Genomic DNA, 19551 nt, shown 5'->3' with positions numbered 1-19551 from the left:
CTTTTTTTACTTTACGTATAATTGTTGATTTGGATAAATCCTATCTTGCTGCAGTCCATTTTTATCTTTAACTTCCTTAACTGACATACTAAATTTCCGTGCAATACTAACTAAAGTGTCCCCTTTTTGGACGACATATAAGGATGAGGAAACAACTTCATTTCTCTGTTCATTTAGAACAAGCAATGGATTCATCGCATTCTTTTTCGCCATCGTCCATCTTCCTTGATGAACTTCTAAATGTAAGTGTGCACCTCTCGATTCTCCTGTATTTCCTACTTCTCCAATTATTTCTCCTTTTGAAATATAATCCCCTTGAACTACATATCTCTTATTTAAATGCGCATACACGGCCTCATATTCTCCATGTTTAATAAATACAACGTTTCCATAACTACTTGAATAGTAAGACTTTGTTACCTTACCTTCTTGAATAGCTGCCACAGGCGTGCCAATCGGTGCCGCTATATCTATACCGTAGTGTTTTCCATGCCTTGTCCCAAAATAATCACTTATCTGCCCTTCAACAGGCCATGTCCATTGATTTCCCTCTGCGTACACATGTAATTGAGAAAAAAACAATACCGTCAATAACATGACGCCACATTTTAACACTTTCATATACATCCTCCGTTTTCTAATTAACACCATACCTTCTCTTATTTTGGTATATTACAGAAAAAAGTATACAAAAAAAGAAAGTGAATCACTCCACTTCCTTCTCGTTTTTATCACGAAAAACGATTGCACTGCGATTATACTCCACATCTTTTACTTGTAATCGAGCGTTTATTACTCTAGCTACCGCAAACAAATAATCAGATAATCTATTTACATACTTTAGAACAACTTCATTTATTTTCCCTTCTTTTTGCAAGGACACTACACATCGTTCTGCTCGCCTTACAACTGTACGTGCAATATGAATAGCAGCTGCCGCTTCGCTTCCACCTGGTAAAATAAAACGCTCTAACGGCGGTGCTTCTTCTATATACGAATCAATCCTTCTTTCTAAGCTTTCAACCATTTCAACCGTTACTTTATAAGGAATTTCCCCCTCTACTATCGCCAAGTCTCCCCCGCAATCAAATAGTTCATGTTGAATATTTTCAAGTTCATTGTAAATATCTCCAAAAGATCCGCCTTGTAGCTTAGTCATTGCATATCCAATATGAGAATTCGCCTCATCTATCGTGCCATATGCTTCAACTCGGATATTATCTTTATCCACTCTGCCGCCTATTACACTTGTTGTCCCTTTATCTCCTGTTTTCGTATATAATTTCATCGCTTCACGACACCCCTCTTGCTATTCTTCATTCGACTAAGATAGAAAAAAAGTTCTACTATTATTTATTTAATTGATTTTACAAAAAAATAAAAAACAGTAGAACTTTATTCATTATCAACTTTAAAAACGTATATCTAAATTATACGATTCGGTAAATATACAGAGAATGTAGTTCCCTCTCCAACAACACTTGAAACAGCAATTTTACCATCATGGCCTTGCACAATATTTTTTGCAATCGCAAGCCCGAGCCCCGTTCCACCTTTTTTCCCACGTGTTCTTGCTTTATCAGCTTTGTAGAAACGATCAAATAAAAATGGAATATCTTCTTCTGGAATACCAGCGCCCGAATCTTGTACTTCAAAAGTAAGACCATTATTTTTCGTATTAATTACAAGCGTTACATGTCCGCCTGCATTCGTATGACGAATTGCGTTATCAATTAAATTCGTCAATACTTGTTCCATACGATCTGCATCAAACGGGTATTGTTCAATTGGATTCTGGAAATCAACCGTTAATGCGACTTCTTTATCCTTTGCAATTCCTTGGAATTTACGACCTATTTTTTCAACGAAAGGATGAATATCAACTTCACCTATATGTAACTCTACATTACCACTTTCCATACGCGCTAAATCTAATAGTTCATTTACAAGTTTACCTAAACGAACGGATTCATCATAAATAATTTGAACAAACTCATTAATTTCTTCTTTCGTTTGCACAATATCATCTAAAATCGCTTCACTATACCCTTGAAGCATTACCATCGGTGTACGAAGTTCATGTGATACGTTCGCAATAAAGTCTTGACGCATCTTCTCAAGACGGCGCTCTTCCGTCATATCACGTAATACAGCTACAGCACCACGAATTTTCGTTTGATTGTAAAGCGGCGTCATAAGAACTACATAGTTCCCTTTTTGTAAATTAATTTCAACCACTTGTTGTTGCTCACTTTCTACAACGAGATGGAATAGTTCAACAAGTTCAGAAGGTAGTTTTTTACTGAGCTCTACTTCCTTTTCCTCTTGCCAAACTTGTAAGAAATGTTCAGCCGGCGGATTAATTACAACGACTTCACCTTCTTGATTTAACGTAATAACCCCATCTGCCATACTACTTAAAATACTTGCTAACTGTTCTTTTTCTTGCTGCAGGGCATTCATATTAAACTTCAACTGTTTCCCCATTTGATTTAAGGCCGTTGCAAGCTCACCAATCTCATCCTGAGATACCATAGGTGCTTTCGCATCAAACTTCCCACGCGCGACCTCAAAAGCAACCTCACGCATTTTACGGAGTGGTGCTGTAATTCGAGTAGATAAGAAGAATGCAAAGAACGTTGTTAATATAATCGCAATCCCTGCTGATAAGAATATAAAATCAGTCGTTCTCTCCATACCTTGTATCGGTACTTGTAAAGATTCGTATACGAACACTGCACTTTGATTTTTTGAATGCACTGGTTTTCCGACAATCATAATATCATTTTCAGTGTTTTTATTCTTTCTACTATTAGAGGCTTTTCTAATGTTATTCTTAATTTCTTTTTTGTCTGTAAAAACAGCCGCTAATTCTTTGTCTTCTTTCAAATCATCCATTGTAAGAGTGACTAATCCTTCTTGTTTCGGCGAAGAAGATATTTCTTTACCATCTTCTACAATAATGATCCTTGAAAGTGGATCAGAGAATTTGTACGCGATATTCTCAATCGTTTTTACATCGGCACCTTCTTCAATTAACTCTGAAACACTTGTTGCAACTTTTTGAAGCCTAGCTTCACTCATATCAACATAATATGTTCTAAAAAACTGTGAAAGTAAAATCGCAACAAATCCGAGCACAAACGAAACGAGAAGCAATATGGTCATCCATAATTTCCCTACTACACTTCTCCAAAGCATCAGTCGTTCACAACCTCAAACTTGTAACCTACGCCCCAAACGGTAACAATCATCTTCGCAGCATCTGGTGATTTTTTGCTTAACTTCTCACGTAAACGCTTTACATGCGTATCAACTGTACGTAAATCTCCGAAGAATTCATATTGCCATACTTCTTTTAACAATTGCTCACGATCAAATACCTTATCAGGCGCTTTCGCCAAGAATAATAGTAATTCGTACTCTTTCGGTGTTAAGTTTACTTCATTACCATCTGCTGTAACACGGTGTGCATCATTATCAATTGTTAAATGAGGGAACACAGTAACATCTTTTGTCGTTGTATCTTGTGTAAAGAACGTTGTTGGTACAGAACGGCGTAAGACCGCTTTCACACGAAGCACTACTTCACGTGGGCTAAATGGTTTCACAATATAATCATCAGTTCCTACCTCAAACCCTTGTACTCGGTTTACTTCTTCACCTTTTGCCGTCAACATAATAATTGGCGTCGCTTTCTTCTCACGAACCCCTTTACACACTTCAATACCATCTTTACCTGGCATCATAAGATCTAATAGGATCAAATCGTAATCATTTTGTAACGCCATTTCTAAAGCTGTATCACCATTGTCCGCTTCTTCAATTGTATATTGTTCTCTTTCTAAATACATTTTCAACAAACGACGAATACGATCCTCATCGTCTACAATTAAAATTCTTGATTCATTTTCCATTTCTACCCGTTGCGTACTTTTACCACAACGGTTTACACCTACCCTTCTACACTAGTATGTTGCGCTATTCTCGTTTATTTAAGCAATCTTCTAAATGTTTCACTTCCCATATTATGCTTCACAAGAATAATAAAGTTTGTTCAATTTTTTTCCAAAACTATGTATTTTTTTTGAACAGGATATAATGTCCTCGACATCATTTTACAAAATCAACCGCTACTTTGTCATGTTTTTCTCAAAAAAGAAGAAAAATTGACAAAAATAAAATAGGAAAGTGACATTCACTCTCCTATTTTATTTCTCTATGCGTATGAATGTAAACCCGCGATAATTAAGTTTACTACAATAAAGTTAAACATAATGATTGCAAAACCAATTACCGCTAACCACGCTGACTTCTCTCCGTGCCACCCTTTTGATAAGCGTAAATGTAATACCGCCGCATAAAAGAGCCAAGTAATAAGCGCCCAAACCTCTTTTGGATCCCAACCCCAAAAACGTGTCCACGCTATTTGAGCCCAAATCATGGCAAAAATTAATGCACCTAATGTGAAAACCGGGAATCCAATTGCAATAGAACGATATCCGATTTCATCCAGTAAATCACTATTTGTATTCTTTACTAACGGCTGAAGTGCTGCCGATACTCGTTTGCGTAAAACAAGTCTTAATACAATATAAAGTAATGTCCCAACTAACACTGACCAAATAACAGTATTTAATTTTTTCGCATTTACAATCGCTGGAACTTCAACTGTCGGTTCTAATTTATTTTCTGTCAATAACTTTCCTTCGTGCGGTCCTACTAAAGCTGGAAGATTGTACTTCATTTCCACTTGTTGTTCATTTTTATCAACCCATTGAAACTTCGCTTCATATTTCATACTAGAAAATAACGTTGTCACTCCAATAAAACCAACTGTACAAACAAGTGTGAACACTACCGTTTCTAACCAAAATGTACGTTTGCTTCTCGTTGATTGGTCTACATTTTTCAATAAATACATAACGCCCGTAATAAAACTAATTGCTAAAATTGCTTGTCCTGCTGCTGCAGTCGTCACGTGAATATGCAACCAATTACTTTTTAAAGAAGGAATAAGCGGAGATATTTCCCTCGGAAACATACTTGCATAGGCAATTAATAAAAGTGCAACTGGTAATGCAAAAAGTCCGATTATACTTACGCGATACATAAAATACATGACAATAAATGCTCCGACAAGCATCATGCCGAAAAATGTACCGAATTCAAAAAAGTTACTAACTGGTGCATGTCCTGATGCAATCCATCTTGTAACAAAATATACTGTTTGTGCAATAAACCCTAAAATTGTAATCGTTATTCCTATATTTGCCCATTTATGACCTTTTTCTTTAATTGCTCCCCCGAAAAATAGAGTTGCAATTAAATATAAAATAAATGCGGTAAAGAGAAAGTTACTACTTATTTGCACCATATCGTTTCCCCACCTTAACTAATTTTTTTATCCACTACTTTATCGCTTGGCTGCGGAATTGCCGTACCTTCTAGTACTCTTTCAATATCTTTCTTTAAACCGAACCAATTTTTATTCGTGTGTCCTGCAATCCACCATTCATCATTAACGCGTTGTATCCAAATACGACGATGATTCCAATACATCCCTTGAATGACACCAACCATAAATATAAATCCTCCAATACCGAGAATCCAAAGCGTTAAATCTTTCCTTACAGTAAGTGCTGTTGCATTTTGCATTTCCACACCTGCAAACGACATTTTATATTTATTATTTCCATCAGGTTCTATATTTTGCTGAATACCAACAAAACTCACTTCACCATCTGGTGTTTCAGGCGTAAACATTTTAAACACAAATGCAGGGTTGTTTGGTAATTTCGTTTTCGTATTTGGTCTTCCACTCTCATCAAAATAAAAGTCAGGGAAATAGCTTAATAGTTCTAAAGAATAACCATTTCCTAAATCATATTTTTCTGTAGGGTTCGTTAAATCAACTTTGATCGGTCCCCACTTTTGATTATTTTCTTTGTTTTGCAAATGGAATGACATGCTTTTAAATTCACTTTCTTTGTAATCCACTTGATATATAGCAAATTGATCAAATTTCAGCGGTTCATTCACTCGAATTTCCGCTTCTTTTACTTTTTCTAATTTCGGTTTTTGTCCTGCTATATTTTCGCCGACCGCTTTATATAATACAGCATTCGTTTGGAAGTTTTTCGCAATCATTTTATCGCCTACACGATCAATCGCTTCATCAAAAACTTCCTTGTCCTTACTTTTATCATAAACTTCCTTAATAAATTTCTCGTTTTTTAAATAGTATTGACCATCCGTTCCTGGTATTTCTTTCGTTTCACCGTCACGTAACCAAAGGGCTTCGTCTACGTACATACTCGGTAAAAAACGGAGCATTGCACCGAATAAAAAGATAATGAGACCAATATGATTCACATATGGACCCCAGCGTGAAAACCGTCCCTTTTCCGCCAAAATATTTCCGTCTTCCACTTTCACGTTATAGTTTCTTTTCTTTAAATTCTTTTGCACTCTTTCAAGATCACCATCTTGCGGTGTACCAGTACCGTATAATCTTTGTCTCTTTAAAAAGCTAGGGTGTCTTTTCACCCCTTGCTTCTTTAAAGCTTTATAAAGTGGAATGACACGGTCTAAGCTACATATCACAAGTGAAATACCAATTGAAGCAATTAAAATCATATACCACCATGAACCGTATAAATTATTAAATCCTAATTGATAGTATAATTGCCCTAAAAATCCGTATTCTTGCTTATAATATTCAGCTGGTGCAATTCCTGGAGTTATGTACATTTCTTGTGGAAAAATAGTTCCTATCGCTGATGCAGCTAAAGTGATTACAATGAGCCATACACCCACTTTTACAGAAGAGAAAAAGCTCCAAATTTTATCGACTATCGTTTTTGTTTGCGTGAGAGATCTCCGAGCACTCCCCTCATAGCGCATATCCAATAGTTTTATATTTTCATTGCTTTCAAATGGTTTCCCACATGCTTCACAAAAAACAGTTCCTATCGGATTAACGTGTCCACATTCACACTTAATTTCTTTCAACACTCTCACCGCCCCTATATCTATATGTACTATTGTATATTCTACCCTCAAGTTACCGCAATACTCAGAATTTTTAAATCAAAGACGCTATAGGTAAGCGCCTCGTATGTAAAGGCTTTCTTTATTACGGAGTAATTTTCTTTAAATACTCTTCCAATTGTTCTATCGTTTGTTCACCTTTAATCTCTTGAATCACCTTACCATCCTTATCAATCAAGAAGCTTGTTGGTAACGGTATTACTCCATACGTTTTTATAATTTCTCCACCTTTATCAATTGCGACTGGGAACTTAAGATCGTATTGTTTCACAAAATTCTTAACAGCAATATCCGTTTCATCTGCATCTAACGCAATAATTTCAACGCCTTTTTCTTTATACTTTGGATATAATTCGTTCATATAAGGCATTTCTTTTTCACACGGTTTACACCAAGTGCCCCAAAAGTTTAAAAATACACCTTTTCCCTTTAAATCTTTTAATTCAATTTTCTTTCCTTCTAAATCTGTTACAACAAAATTAGGTGCTTCTTTTCCGATTTGCATTTTCTCTTCTTTAGTGAAATATCCTTGATAAAGTGTAAATCCTACAGCACCGCATAAAATGAGTAGAATCATAACGCGAAATAATAAGCGATTTTTTTTCATATTGTCTCCCCTCTCTTCGACGAGTGATAAATATATGTATTTTTTAATAAATCACCAGCGGAGCATTCCACTGGTGAAAGTTTCACACTATCGATTAGCGCGGCTTTGTAGAAGCCAATGCACGTAATTGTTTCACCTCATGTGGTGACAATTCTCTCGCATCACCAGGTCGCAAGCTACCCACTTCTAAAAAGGCGTAGCGTTCACGCTTTAGTTTCACTACTTTACAATCTAACGCTTCAAACATGCGGCGTACTTGACGATTACGTCCTTCATGAATCGTTAATTGTACAATCGCAGTCTCTTTACGCTTGTCCCAAGAAATAATTTTCACTTGTGCTGGTGCTGTTTTCCCATCTTCTAATGCAACACCTCGTTCTAACATGCGAATTTTCTCACCTGTTAATGGCCCTTTAATTTTTGCAACATACGTTTTTTCAACTTTATATCTCGGATGCATTAATACATTTGCAAATTCCCCATCATTTGTCATCAATAATACGCCAGACGTATCATAATCTAAGCGTCCGATTGGGAATAAACGTTGTCTAATTTCAGGGAAAAAGTCTGTTACAACACTTCTTCCTTTATCATCTGATACACTTGAAATTACGCCAGTTGGTTTATATAGTAAAAAATAAACAGGTTCTTCTTTTTCAAGAGGGATGTTATTTACTTCTACTTTATCTTGAGGAGTTACTTTCGTTCCTAACTCCTTCACTATTTTTCCATTCACTTTTACTTTTCCTTGCTGAATTAATTCCTCAGCCTTTCTTCTCGATGCAATACCTGCTTGCGCAATCACTTTTTGTAATCGTTCCATTTCTTTTTTTCACCTCGAATTTATCTTACCTTACATTAGAAAGACTTGGCAACCGCATACGCTTGACGGCCATTCGCTTCATCTTACTTAAACAACATAGCGATGATAATAAACATATAAAGGGCAAATCATGTTTTTACCTTTTATTATTGTCCATATTCTTCATATTGCTCACAATAAAAGTTCATCATTTTGTCAAAAATACCACATAAAAAAACCACTATTAAGCAACACCTTAATAGTGGTCGTATACGTATTATAAGCGAAATAGCATAAAAAATGAATAGCCGCCTTACTTAAACATTAAAGAAACAAACACAATTGAACAAATAATCCCGATTAAATCGGCAAAAAGTCCTACTTTTAATGCATCTCCCATTTTTCTAATTCCAACAGCTCCGAAGTATACTGTTAAAATATAAAAAGTCGTATCTGTACTCCCTTGCATCGTAGAAGCCAATCTTCCAATAAACGAGTCTGGCCCATATGTGGCAATTAAATCGGTCGTAATACTTAAACCAGCAGAGCCTGAAATAGGGCGTATAAGTGCTAGTGGAACAATTTCTGCTGGGACATGAATTAAATCTAACATCGGCTTCATTACTGATATCATTGCATCTAACGCTCCAGACGCCCGAAAAATCGAAATAGATACAAGCATTCCAACCATAAACGGTAAAATAGAGATCGCAATTTGAATCCCTTCTTTTCCCCCCTCAACGAACGATTCATACGTCGGCACTTTCTTTATCGTGCCATATAAAAGGATAAAACCGATTACACAAGGGATTACCCATAATGATATCGTATTGACAATACTCATTTTTTCCGCCCCTTCCTACTCCTTCTTCGGTAAAAATAGCGGTCAATCCAAATCGCTCCGATCATAGAGAGTACTTGTGCAATGAATGTTACCCCAACAATTTCAGTAGGATTCGCTGATTCATACGTCATTCGAATCGAAATGACAGTAGTAGGAATTAAAGTAATCGCTGATGTATTTAATGCGAGAAACGTCACCATAGAACGGCTCGCCGAATCCTTCCCTCCATTTAACTCTTTCAATTGTTCCATCGCTTTAATACCAAGAGGAGTTGCTGCATTACCTAACCCAAAAAAGTTCGCCATCATATTCGATAAAATAAATCCCATTGACGGATGATCTTTCGGTATTTCTGGAAACAACCTTTTTACTATCGGCATAAAAAGTGACACTAACTTTTTTAACAACCCTGCTTCCTCTGCAATTTTCATTAAACCGAGCCAAAATACTAATACACTAATAAGTCCTATACAAATTGTTACTGCATCTTTTGCTCCGTCAAATACGGCTTTATTTATTGCTCCCATCGTTCCATTTATCATGGCATATACAATCCCTATGACTGCCATCGCTACCCATACGAGATTAACCATCGCTCCCAACACCTATCATATGAGAAAAAATTTCTTTCACATTATTCCAATACATTCCCGTTGTAGCTACTAACTTTCGTTTACTATAAAATAAATTCCGTTCTCCAACTTTCTCATTGCCAACATAAATTTCCGTCTTCCCAACCTTTACTCCATCTTTAAGTTTTGCACTTTTATCAAGTTCAACTTTTAATACGACATTCTTTCTTTCCTGCTCAGTTAATGGCACTGCAAAACTATTTTTTGTATATACATGATTGGCATATTTCTTTTCAGTTATTTCAGCAAGAGCTCCTTGTCCTACAACGTTCGTTTGCTTGAAACGTTCAAAACCTTTATCAAATAAATTCATATGATCATCCCAATCACTAGAAGCGCTCAAAGTTACGACAATTAGATCTAGTCCATCTTTTGATGCTGTTGTAACAAGTGTCCGTCCTGCTTTCTTCGTAAAACCTGTTTTTCCTCCTGTCGCAAATTCATAATAAGATGTCACGAGTTTATGTTTGTTTTTCCACGGATAATCCCACGAATCTGATTTATACGTTTTTGTCCCAAAAATCTTCTTAAAGGTTTCGTTCCCCATTGCATACTTTGTTAAAAGTGCCATATCATAGGCTGATGAATAATGGGATCCATCTCCATCCAAACCATGTGGGTTTGAAAAGTGAGTATCTTTCATTCCAATTTGTTTCGCCTTTTCATTCATTAAATATACGAACCCTTCTATACTTCCTCCTACATTTTCAGCAATTACTTGTGCTGCATCATTACCAGATCTAAGCATGAGTCCGTATACTAAATCCTCTAACTTCACTTTCTGTCCAGGCTTTAAATAAATTGCTGATCCTTCTACTCTCACCGCTTCATTACTAACCGATACCATTTCTTTCATTTTTCCTGATTCAGCAGCTAACAAGGCTGTCATAATTTTTGTTATACTAGCAATTTTTTGTGGCTCATGCTCTGCTTTTCCGTATAATACACGACCGGACTGTTGCTCCATTAATACAGCATTTCGAGCACTGACATTACTGTTCATCTTTGCATATGTAGGAATTGGTATAACGCTTGCGTACATAATAAGAAGCGTGATTATTACACAAATTCGTCTCATATTTCCCCCCACGTCCTTTTGGCACTTTTTGTACAAGTGTATGCTTGGCCTTTTAAAATATGAACGAAATCTCTTTCTCCTTCTAATAAAAAAGACGCAGAGAACCTGCGTCTAATACGGTGTCCATTCAATTTGTTTCGCACTTTCAAATCTTTTTTCTACATCAGGCCAATTTACAACATTCCACCAGTTTTTAATATATTCATCTTTTCGATTTTGGTATTGTAAATAATACGCATGTTCCCACACGTCTAGCACGAGGAGCGGTATCGTATCCCATTGTGTAAATAATTGATGAAGTGTACTCTGCAAAATTTCTAATCTTCCAGATCGTGGTACCCAAACGAGAAGCGCCCAGCCTGATCCTTCCACTTTAGAAGCTGCTTCTGTGAAATGTTTTTGAAAACGTAAAAAACTCCCAAAATCTTGTTCAATCTGTTGTGAAAGAGCCCCTCTTGGACTTCCGCCACCATCTTTTTTCATGTTATTCCAAAATATCGTGTGTAAGTAATGACCTGATCCATGAAAAGCCGCTTCTCTTTCCCAATGCTTAATTAAATCAAATTGATTTGTTTTTCTCGCTTCTTCCATCATTTTCTCTGCCTTATTTAACCCTTCCACGTAACTGCGATGATGTTTATCATGGTGTAACATCATAATTTCTCTAGAAATATACGGTTCTAACGCATTATACGGATAAGGTAATGGTGGAAGTGTATGCCCTCCAATCGGAACAGCTCGTTCACTATCCCCTCTTTCATATAGTTCATATTCCTCTTCTCCTTGCACGAATACTTCCTGCAAATGATGCTGAATATGTTCTACATCATCACTTATTTCATACATAAACTCTGCATCATACTCATGCTCTTTCATACGATCTAATAACGTTTGAATTTTATAAGCAAGCATATGGACATCATACACTTCCATTGCACGGCTATCTAATACGTGAAGAACACTTTCACACCAGCTTTCTACTTCATGAAAGTAATCTGTAAATACACCTTGCTGACTCATGTTACACCTCCTTAATGCTATCCCCATAAATATATTCAAAGGAAATCCCTTATATAACTTTACAAAAGGAAAAGAAGCTAAGTCCCCTTAGCTTCTTTTTCGCAATTAATATTTGTGTAACATCTTTGTTTGGTAATCCGTCTCATAATATTCTAGTTCTTCACGCATCAATTGAAATTTTCCTTCTAAACTCTTCATCACTTGCTCTATAGATGCTGGTGGCGTTTGTTGAAAAACGATGGAGTTTTTCCCTGTATAGGCAGACCGACTATTTTCATACCAATGATCACTCTTTGGTGAGAAAAACTCTGCAATTACTTGATGATAAATTTTATATAAAATTTTCTCAGCTGCTGTTTTTCGAAATGGCTGGCTATTTAACAAAACAAAACATGCATCATGTCCTTCTTCACAAAAAACGAGAAGACGTCTTATTGATGCTAATAACCCTTTATAATATTGCTCGTTCCCTGCTGGTTTTTCTTCTAATAAAGAAGGCAACGTATGATAATTTACATAATTGGTTATCAAAGTAATAACATCTTCTAAAAACATAGAAACTTGTTCTGTTTGATTTTCAACCATTAGATTAGACATTTTTTCCCTCTCCTTTGCCATTTCACGCTATTTCTACTCTTTTATTTTTATGTAATTCAGCTAATATTTCTTGTACTTTCACCACTGTTTCCTCATCAAAATATTGTTGGAATGCTTCTATATTATTTAAATATAAACGTTTTTGCATGCGATGCTCATTCTCTTTCAGTAAACAACATATCGCTACAATATCCCGTAAATATATGTCTTGTTCTTCTACTTTACATACTGGATTTCCTTCAAAAGGAGTAATTTCTTGTAAAACTTCTTCAAAATATCGAACGTATAAAACGGAAAAAGTTCTCTCTTTATTATTTAATATATATGTCACTTCAGATCTATTAAAGAAATCTTCTGATGTATTAGGTTTCGCTTTCTCTAACTCATATCCCGCATAACCTATTATAATCATCTACTTCCCCTCTCTTCCTTCTTCCAATTCATTTTAACTTAATTTTCTGACAAACGAAATACTCTTTTAAATATAACCCATATAAAAAATAGCTTCCCTATACAGGAATTTACCTTTTTATTTTTCTTGAAGTTTGTCATAATAATATTATTGTCTCAGTTTTCTTATACAAGGAGAGTTGTATTTATGTCGTTTTCATGGAAACGTTTCTTACAAATCGGGAAAATTATCTTCCCATTTGTTGTATTAACAATTGTATTCTTTCAAGCAAAAAAAGAATTAGCAGGCATTTCTTTTTTAGAAGCAATCAATACAATTAAAAACATTCCAACCGGAGGAGTCTTTTTAGCAATTACACTTGGTGCATTTGCCGTATCAACAATGTTCTTTTATGACTATGTTATGCTTCGTTATTTAAAAGCTGATATACCAGTCCAAAAGATTTTTCGTATCTCATGGATTGCTAATACTTTAAATGGATTTATTGGGTTTGGTGGTCTCGTTGGAGCTGGTGTACGCACAATGCTTTATCGTCCATACATAAAAGAAAATGGCAAACTTATTAAAAGTATCGCCTGGATGACAACTGCTTTTATTAACGGACTCGCAATTCTTTCTTTCCTCGGTCTTATTGGAATATTAGACACAAGTTTTATTTTGCATGAAAAACCGTGGCTATGGCCTGTTCTTATTTTCTTCGCCCTTTTCGTCCCTATATACATTGGCTTTTCTAAACTAAAAAATAGAAAACCAAAGCAAACCGAAGGGCAAGAAGACGGGGAAGAAGAAAAAAATCCAACTGTTTTATACTCATTAGTTTCATTAGTTGAGTGGGTATCTGCCGGTATTGTTATGTACGTCATACTAATATTATTTGGTATCGATATCGAATTTCAAAAGTTTTTAGGTGTGTATGTAATTGCTGCTTTAGCTGGTGTTGTTAGTCTTGTTCCTGGTGGACTTGGTTCATTTGATCTTGTCTTTTTAACTGGGCTCGGACAATACGGCATTGATACAGGCGTATTACTACCTGCTATGTTATTATATCGCCTCGTCTATTACATTTTACCTTTCTGCCTTGGTCTTATTTTTGCAGCTTTTGAAATGACAGGCGTGGCCATTAAAAAGTTTGAAGATAAACCTTTTATTGCGCCTGCATTAGAAACAACTGGTGTTATATGGACTTTGCAGCGTGATTTTCTAGGAAAACTAGGTTCATGGGCCTCTGCTGCTTTAACAGTATTTGCTGGATTAATGGTTATTTTATCGACCATTCTACCGACAAGTATAAACAGGGCACACGCCTTACATATTCTAGCTCCAAAACATCTTATTCAATTTTCTTTTAGCTTATCACTAACATTTGGTATTCTCCTCCTGATCCTTTCGCGAGGGATATATTATGGAACAAAGCGTTCTTACTATATGACGATTATTTCTTTAATCGGAGCAGCCATCTTTAATACGCTAAAAGGGATTGATATTGAAGAGACGTTTATTTTATTAATCGTACTCGCTGTATTATATATGCTTCGTAAAAGATTTGTACGCGAGAAAATGGAAGTCTCACTTTCTGATATGGTAAAAGTTTTTATATTCTTACTCATAACTTTATATTTATATAAAAACTTAGGTATTTTATTTGCAGGTGCAAAAGAAGCTTTTAAACCTGATTTTGTCGTTCGTAATATTACACAAGTGAAACGAAGTGCATTAGCAGCTGCCTTTTTCGTTCCTACATTTTTACTGATTGGCTCACTCCTTGCCAATCGTTATCGAAATGAATTTCCCGGGCAACCAGCTAATGATAAAAGGTTGCAAAACTTTTTAGATGAACATGCTGGTAATGTACTTAGTCATTTAGGATTTTTAGGAGATAAACAATTTTTCTTCAGTAGTGATGGGAAAGCGCTCCTTCTCTTCTCTATAACTGGAAAACGTCTCGTTGTGCTAGGTGATCCAATTGGGGATCCTTCCTCCTACCGTACTGTGTTACAAGAGTTTTTAGCTGAGGCTGATCGATTTGGATACATTTGTGTATTCTACCAAATAGAAAGTAAATGGATGAGTTTATATCATGATTTTGGTTACAACTTCTTTAAACTTGGTGAAGAAGCTGTCGTTGATTTGAACACATTTACAATAACAGGAAAAAAACGAGCCGGTATGCGAGCGACTTTCAACCGTTTCGAACGAGAAGGCTATACATTCTCTATTCATCAGCCACCATTCTCAAACGAATTATTTGAAGAGTTAAGAAAAGTTTCAGATGCGTGGCTCGGCGGAAAAAAAGAGAAAGGTTTTTCACTCGGATACTTTGATCGTGAATATATTAGCCGAGCACCTATCGCTACATTATGTGATGCTGATGGAAAAATCATTGCATTTACAACCTTTATGCCCGTATATCAAGACGGATCATTGTCTGTTGATTTAATGCGCTATTATCCAGATGCACCTAGCGGCATTATGGATGCAATTTTCATCCACCTATTCCAGTGGGCAAAAGAAAATGAATACCACTCCTTTAATATTGGTATGGCACCACTTTCAAATGTAGGTTTATCGACACAATCTTTTTGGTCCGAACGAGTTGCTGCTGCCATCTTTAATAATGTTCGTTATACGTATAGCTTCAGCGGGCTACGTCATTTTAAAGAAAAATATAAACCAGCATGGAGCGGTAAATATTTAGCATTTAGAAAGAATCATTCTTTACCAATTACAATGCTCTCTGTAACAAAATTAATAGGAAAAAGAAAAAACAGCTAAACATTTAGCTGTTTTTTCTTTTTTGAACTTGTACAATAAATTCTTTTTCATATTTCTTACCATTTATATAGAAATCTCCCCATATTTTATACGTTCCTTCTATAGGAAATGTAATACGGTATTGTAATTGCTCATCTGTATCAACAGGTATTGCGTATAAAAAGTTTTCTCTCGTTTCGTCCACGATATAGAGCGCTTCCACTTCTCCTCTCTCTGAATGTAATTTCAATTTCTCACCCTTTTTCGCTTGGAATTGAAATGTTAACGTCGCTGGTTCATTCGGATGCAATGCACCAAATAATAGAGAAACTTCATACTCCCCTATTTTTTTTGTAAGCACACTATCAATTGGAAATTTTACTTTTTTCTTATTTTTCTCCTCTATTTCTCTCCCAAAATCATTCTTCGCAAATGATTTCACAGACTTGTTTTTGTCTTCATATAAAAATATTGTATACCTTTCATCTTTCGCTATTTTGGAAGATACCTTATATGATCCATTCCCTGCAAATGTAGGTTTCATTTGTTGTACATGTTTTAATTGTCCGTCTACAATAACTGCCCGAATTTGATCATTCACACCACGAACTTCGTTATTTTTATTATTTAGTAATTGAAACAAAATATTTACTTTCTCATTTCCTTTTCCATTTGACACATCCCATTTTACTTCCTGAACATCACCTACAGTCTCTGTAGTTTCCTGATACTTTTTTATGTAAAATCCGCCTACTACAATAAATAGTAAAGCAACAAGTCCAATGACAAGATTTTTCAAAATATCACCTACCATTTTTATTGTCTCTGTTTATACAAAACTTCTTACATATATATTCTAGATTATGATTTATGAAATCCTCCTGCTTTGCACATATTACAAATAATTAAAAGATTTTAATTGAAAGGATTGATAGTGTATAATGCAAATGATATTGATTTCTATCAATACATTATAAGGAGGACTTTTCATGAGTGTACATATTGAAGCAAAACAAGGCGAAATTGCTGAATCTATTCTATTACCTGGTGATCCATTACGTGCAAAATATATTGCTGAAACATTTCTAGAGGACGTTACTTGCTATAATAACGTGCGTGGTATGTTAGGTTTCACTGGAACTTATAAAGGAAAACGCGTATCTGTTCAAGGTACAGGTATGGGTGTACCTTCTATTTCTATTTATGTAAACGAATTAATCCAAAGCTACGGAGTTAAAAATTTAATTCGCGTTGGAACTTGCGGTGCGATTCAAAAAGACGTAAAAGTACGTGACGTTATTATTGCAATGACAGCTTGTACAGATTCTAATATGAACCGTTTAACATTCCCAGGTTTTGATTTTGCACCAGCTGCAAACTTTGACCTTTTAAAGAAAGCTTACGATGCTGGAACTGAAAAAGGCTTACACGTTCGTGTTGGTAATGTTTTAACAGCAGATGTATTTTACCGCGAAAGCATGGACATGGTTAAAAAACTTGGAGATTATGGTGTACTAGCAGTAGAAATGGAAACAACTGCTCTTTATACATTAGCAGCGAAATACGGTGTAAATGCGTTATCTGTATTAACAGTAAGCGATCACATTTTCACTGGTGAAGAAACAACATCTGAAGAGCGTCAAACTACATTTAACGAAATGATTGAAATCGCTTTAGATGCAGCAATTCAACAATAATACATTAAAGAACTCGTCATACGTCTGTCGAGTTCTTTTTATGTGACTTTTTATTAAAAACTACTTTCAGAAGAGACAGATTTTCTCCTCTACTTTTTTGTAACGTTTGTTATAATTAAGAAATCATTTACAGTATTTCTCACAAGAGGTGACGCAGTGAAAAACAGAAGTATCGTCTTTAAACTATTTTTATTAACATCAACATTATTTACAATCATATTCCTCCTTTTTTTCTTAGGACAATCTCTATTTTTAGAGAAATTTTACATTAATAAAAAAGTAAAAACAGTTCAAACTGCTTTTGAGAAGTTCGTAAATACTTACGAAGAAAGTGGTAAAACTTATGAGGAAATTCGAAAACTAAAACAAGAATTTCATGACAAAACAAATGCTGAAATGCAGTTTTTAAATACGAACGGCATTATTAAAAGTGACAATAATTTCTACATTGATGTAATTAATCCTAAAAATAATAAAGCATATTCCATTCCACTCAATAATGTTTTAACGCCAGAAGAATATAATAAATTCGAAAACTTAGGATTAAAAAAAGATGGGATGATAAACGTCGTCGGTTTTGTACAAGATTCCACCATAACACCACTAGAATTGACAACAAACTATAATCGATGGCAAAACGAAAATGTCAACTCAGATTTTCAATCCATTAATGGAAACCCTGCTAAAAATAGACTTACAAGCCGATCCAAAACTGTGACTCAAATTGAGTTTACTGGTATCGTATCTAAGTTACAGCTTCCATCCAAAGCAGATGTTCGTCTTGCAAATGATTTTGAAACATTACAAGCCGTTCAATATTTTGCAGAGATTATTAGAAATGGCACTGCTAATTCACACCAATTAAACACTTATATAATAGATGGTGGAGAGAATATAAAAAATAGTATCTTTGTAAAACCTATTGTGGAAAATGGAAAAATTACAGAATACGCTTTTGCGATAGCATCTTTACAACCTGTTAATGAAGCGATGCTCGTTTTAAAGGATTATTATGTCTATGCCTTAATCATCGTATTTCTCGTAATTATTTTATTATCCTTCTACTACTCAAAAATCATTGTGAAACCATTAATTAAAATGAATCGCGTTACAAAAAAAATGGCCAATTTTGATTTTAGTGAAAAATTACCTGTGACAGCAGACGATGAAATTGGCGGGCTTTCCGGTAGTATTAATACGTTATCTGTAAACTTAAAAGACCGAATCGATCGATTAAATGTTGCCAATACAAAATTACAACAAGATATTGAACGTGAACGTCAATTAGAGAAAACGCGAAAAGAATTCATTTCTGGTGTATCACACGAATTAAAAACACCACTTAGTGTAATTAGAAGTTTCGCAGAAGGAATTAAAGATGGCGTTAGTAAAGATACGACGTATTACACAGATGTTATTTTAGAAGAAACAGAAAACATGAACAGACTTATTGTTGAAATGTTAGAATTAGCAAAACTAGAATCTGGTACGTACAAACTAGATATGACGACATTCTCAATCGGTGAATTAATTCAACAAGTCTATACAAAGTTATTATTTAGCATGGAGGAAAAGCATTTACAAGTAAACGTAGATGTAGACTCTTCTATATTCGTTAAAGCGAATCGTAGTCGTATTGAGCAAGTCGTTGTGAACTTACTTAGCAATGCAATTCGCTATACGCCAGATGGAGAAAAAATACACGTCTCCGTTATAGAACTGGAAGATATAGTAAAAGTCGAAATCGAAAATACAGGAAACCCTATCCCTGAAGAAAGTCTTGAAAAAATTTGGGATCGTTTCTACCGTTTAGATGCATCTCGTAGCCGTCATACTGGAGGTACCGGTCTCGGGTTATCTATTGTAAAAAACATTTTAGACCTCCACCATGCCGAGTACGGTGTATATAACACGACTAATAGTGTTGTATTCTACTTTAATTTACAAAAAGTAAAAGAAGTCAAATAATTTGTCTTAATTTCACTAGGAGTTCACATGAAATTCACACTCTCCCTTTATAGTAAGAAACAAGTTAATCCTTTCCTTTACACACATAAA

General features: G+C 35.2%; 18 protein-coding genes. 3 read left to right on the top strand and 15 right to left on the bottom strand.

Annotated elements, in window-relative coordinates; genetic code table 11:
- Nucleotides 1–6: 6 nt before the first annotated feature.
- The 14 genes from DT250_RS19290 to DT250_RS19225 all read right to left on the bottom strand — a co-directional run bounded on the left by DT250_RS19290 (nucleotide 7) and on the right by DT250_RS19225 (nucleotide 13045).
- Nucleotides 7–621 carry a peptidoglycan DD-metalloendopeptidase family protein gene (locus DT250_RS19290; protein ID WP_088062685.1) on the bottom strand — a complete coding sequence of 205 codons (615 nt, stop codon included), beginning with the start codon at nucleotides 619–621 and terminating at the stop codon, nucleotides 7–9.
- A gap of 85 nt (nucleotides 622–706) precedes the next feature.
- Nucleotides 707–1288: a cob(I)yrinic acid a,c-diamide adenosyltransferase gene (locus DT250_RS19285; protein ID WP_149213552.1), complete on the bottom strand. Its 582-nt coding sequence runs from the start codon at nucleotides 1286–1288 to the stop codon at nucleotides 707–709.
- Nucleotides 1289–1425: 137 nt separating this feature from the next.
- A complete protein-coding gene (resE, locus tag DT250_RS19280; RefSeq protein WP_000964666.1) occupies nucleotides 1426–3201 on the bottom strand; it encodes a sensor histidine kinase ResE in 1776 nt (591 codons plus the stop codon).
- Nucleotides 3201–3917: a DNA-binding response regulator ResD gene (gene resD, locus DT250_RS19275; RefSeq protein WP_000426862.1), complete on the bottom strand. Its 717-nt coding sequence runs from the start codon at nucleotides 3915–3917 to the stop codon at nucleotides 3201–3203. The genes resE and resD overlap by 1 nt, the downstream gene beginning before the upstream one ends.
- Nucleotides 3918–4219: 302 nt before the next feature.
- Nucleotides 4220–5377: a cytochrome c biogenesis protein ResC gene (resC, locus tag DT250_RS19270; protein WP_087985530.1), complete on the bottom strand. Its 1158-nt coding sequence runs from the start codon at nucleotides 5375–5377 to the stop codon at nucleotides 4220–4222.
- 14 nt (nucleotides 5378–5391) lie between these two features.
- The gene (gene resB, locus DT250_RS19265) at nucleotides 5392–7017 is read right to left on the bottom strand and encodes a cytochrome c biogenesis protein ResB (RefSeq protein ID WP_000910540.1); all 1626 of its coding nucleotides are present in this window, start codon (nucleotides 7015–7017) and stop codon (nucleotides 5392–5394) included.
- Between the two features lie 121 nt (nucleotides 7018–7138).
- Nucleotides 7139–7660 (bottom strand): thiol-disulfide oxidoreductase ResA, encoded by a 522-nt coding sequence (gene resA / locus DT250_RS19260; protein ID WP_000742211.1) that lies wholly within the window; start codon nucleotides 7658–7660, stop codon nucleotides 7139–7141.
- 94 nt (nucleotides 7661–7754) lie between these two features.
- A complete protein-coding gene (gene rluB / locus DT250_RS19255; protein WP_000440552.1) occupies nucleotides 7755–8483 on the bottom strand; it encodes a 23S rRNA pseudouridine(2605) synthase RluB in 729 nt (242 codons plus the stop codon).
- Between the two features lie 292 nt (nucleotides 8484–8775).
- Nucleotides 8776–9306, bottom strand: a complete 531-nt coding sequence (gene spmB, locus DT250_RS19250; RefSeq protein ID WP_000029511.1) for a spore maturation protein SpmB — start codon at nucleotides 9304–9306, stop codon at nucleotides 8776–8778.
- A complete protein-coding gene (gene spmA / locus DT250_RS19245) occupies nucleotides 9303–9899 on the bottom strand; it encodes a spore maturation protein SpmA (RefSeq protein WP_149213551.1) in 597 nt (198 codons plus the stop codon). The genes spmB and spmA overlap by 4 nt, the downstream gene beginning before the upstream one ends.
- Entirely contained in the window at nucleotides 9892–11016 is a 1125-nt protein-coding gene (gene dacB / locus DT250_RS19240) for a D-alanyl-D-alanine carboxypeptidase DacB (protein ID WP_001252621.1), read from the bottom strand. Before dacB ends, spmA begins: the two co-directional genes overlap by 8 nt.
- A 111-nt stretch (nucleotides 11017–11127) precedes the next feature.
- Nucleotides 11128–12036 carry a superoxide dismutase gene (locus DT250_RS19235; RefSeq protein WP_149213550.1) on the bottom strand — a complete coding sequence of 303 codons (909 nt, stop codon included), beginning with the start codon at nucleotides 12034–12036 and terminating at the stop codon, nucleotides 11128–11130.
- A 105-nt stretch (nucleotides 12037–12141) separates the two neighbouring features.
- Nucleotides 12142–12633 carry a YpuI family protein gene (locus DT250_RS19230; protein WP_000067570.1) on the bottom strand — a complete coding sequence of 164 codons (492 nt, stop codon included), beginning with the start codon at nucleotides 12631–12633 and terminating at the stop codon, nucleotides 12142–12144.
- A 22-nt stretch (nucleotides 12634–12655) separates the two neighbouring features.
- Nucleotides 12656–13045 (bottom strand): hypothetical protein, encoded by a 390-nt coding sequence (locus DT250_RS19225; protein WP_000583791.1) that lies wholly within the window; start codon nucleotides 13043–13045, stop codon nucleotides 12656–12658.
- A 186-nt stretch (nucleotides 13046–13231) separates the two neighbouring features.
- On the opposite strand from DT250_RS19225, the gene mprF reads away from it, so the two are divergent.
- Complete coding sequence (mprF, locus tag DT250_RS19220) at nucleotides 13232–15817, top strand: bifunctional lysylphosphatidylglycerol flippase/synthetase MprF (RefSeq protein WP_149213549.1); 2586 nt, start codon at nucleotides 13232–13234, stop codon at nucleotides 15815–15817.
- 4 nt (nucleotides 15818–15821) lie between these two features.
- Here the strand turns inward: mprF and DT250_RS19215 are convergent, their stop codons facing one another.
- The gene (locus DT250_RS19215) at nucleotides 15822–16610 is read right to left on the bottom strand and encodes a hypothetical protein (RefSeq protein WP_142293463.1); all 789 of its coding nucleotides are present in this window, start codon (nucleotides 16608–16610) and stop codon (nucleotides 15822–15824) included.
- Nucleotides 16611–16785: 175 nt separating this feature from the next.
- Here DT250_RS19215 and deoD point away from each other — a divergent pair, with 175 nt between their 5' ends.
- On the top strand, nucleotides 16786–17493 hold the full coding sequence (deoD, locus tag DT250_RS19210; protein WP_000110707.1) for a purine-nucleoside phosphorylase: 708 nt from the start codon (nucleotides 16786–16788) through the stop codon (nucleotides 17491–17493).
- Between the two features lie 156 nt (nucleotides 17494–17649).
- Complete coding sequence (locus DT250_RS19205) at nucleotides 17650–19461, top strand: sensor histidine kinase (protein ID WP_088608747.1); 1812 nt, start codon at nucleotides 17650–17652, stop codon at nucleotides 19459–19461.
- The last annotated feature ends 90 nt before the right edge of the window (nucleotides 19462–19551 follow it).

It is taken from the genome of Bacillus sp. AR2-1, from assembly GCF_008368755.1.
Lineage (GTDB): Bacteria > Bacillota > Bacilli > Bacillales > Bacillaceae_G > Bacillus_A > Bacillus_A wiedmannii.
The sequence above is the reverse complement of the archived record's forward strand: the minus strand, read 5'-3'. Positions and strand labels throughout refer to the sequence as shown.

Coding starts and splice junctions, on each gene's coding strand:
- dacB (WP_001252621.1), bottom strand. CDS start 11,016: ATGAGACGAATTTGTGTAATAATCACGCTTCTTATTATGTACGCAAGC.
- spmA (WP_149213551.1), bottom strand. CDS start 9,899: ATGGTTAATCTCGTATGGGTAGCGATGGCAGTCATAGGGATTGTATAT.
- deoD (WP_000110707.1), top strand. CDS start 16,786: ATGAGTGTACATATTGAAGCAAAACAAGGCGAAATTGCTGAATCTATT.
- resD (WP_000426862.1), bottom strand. CDS start 3,917: ATGGAAAATGAATCAAGAATTTTAATTGTAGACGATGAGGATCGTATT.
- DT250_RS19235 (WP_149213550.1), bottom strand. CDS start 12,036: ATGAGTCAGCAAGGTGTATTTACAGATTACTTTCATGAAGTAGAAAGC.
- resA (WP_000742211.1), bottom strand. CDS start 7,660: ATGAAAAAAAATCGCTTATTATTTCGCGTTATGATTCTACTCATTTTA.
- resE (WP_000964666.1), bottom strand. CDS start 3,201: ATGCTTTGGAGAAGTGTAGTAGGGAAATTATGGATGACCATATTGCTT.
- DT250_RS19215 (WP_142293463.1), bottom strand. CDS start 16,610: ATGGTAGGTGATATTTTGAAAAATCTTGTCATTGGACTTGTTGCTTTA.
- DT250_RS19230 (WP_000067570.1), bottom strand. CDS start 12,633: ATGTCTAATCTAATGGTTGAAAATCAAACAGAACAAGTTTCTATGTTT.
- resC (WP_087985530.1), bottom strand. CDS start 5,377: ATGGTGCAAATAAGTAGTAACTTTCTCTTTACCGCATTTATTTTATAT.
- DT250_RS19285 (WP_149213552.1), bottom strand. CDS start 1,288: ATGAAATTATATACGAAAACAGGAGATAAAGGGACAACAAGTGTAATA.
- spmB (WP_000029511.1), bottom strand. CDS start 9,306: ATGAGTATTGTCAATACGATATCATTATGGGTAATCCCTTGTGTAATC.
- DT250_RS19290 (WP_088062685.1), bottom strand. CDS start 621: ATGAAAGTGTTAAAATGTGGCGTCATGTTATTGACGGTATTGTTTTTT.
- DT250_RS19225 (WP_000583791.1), bottom strand. CDS start 13,045: ATGATTATAATAGGTTATGCGGGATATGAGTTAGAGAAAGCGAAACCT.
- mprF (WP_149213549.1), top strand. CDS start 13,232: ATGTCGTTTTCATGGAAACGTTTCTTACAAATCGGGAAAATTATCTTC.
- rluB (WP_000440552.1), bottom strand. CDS start 8,483: ATGGAACGATTACAAAAAGTGATTGCGCAAGCAGGTATTGCATCGAGA.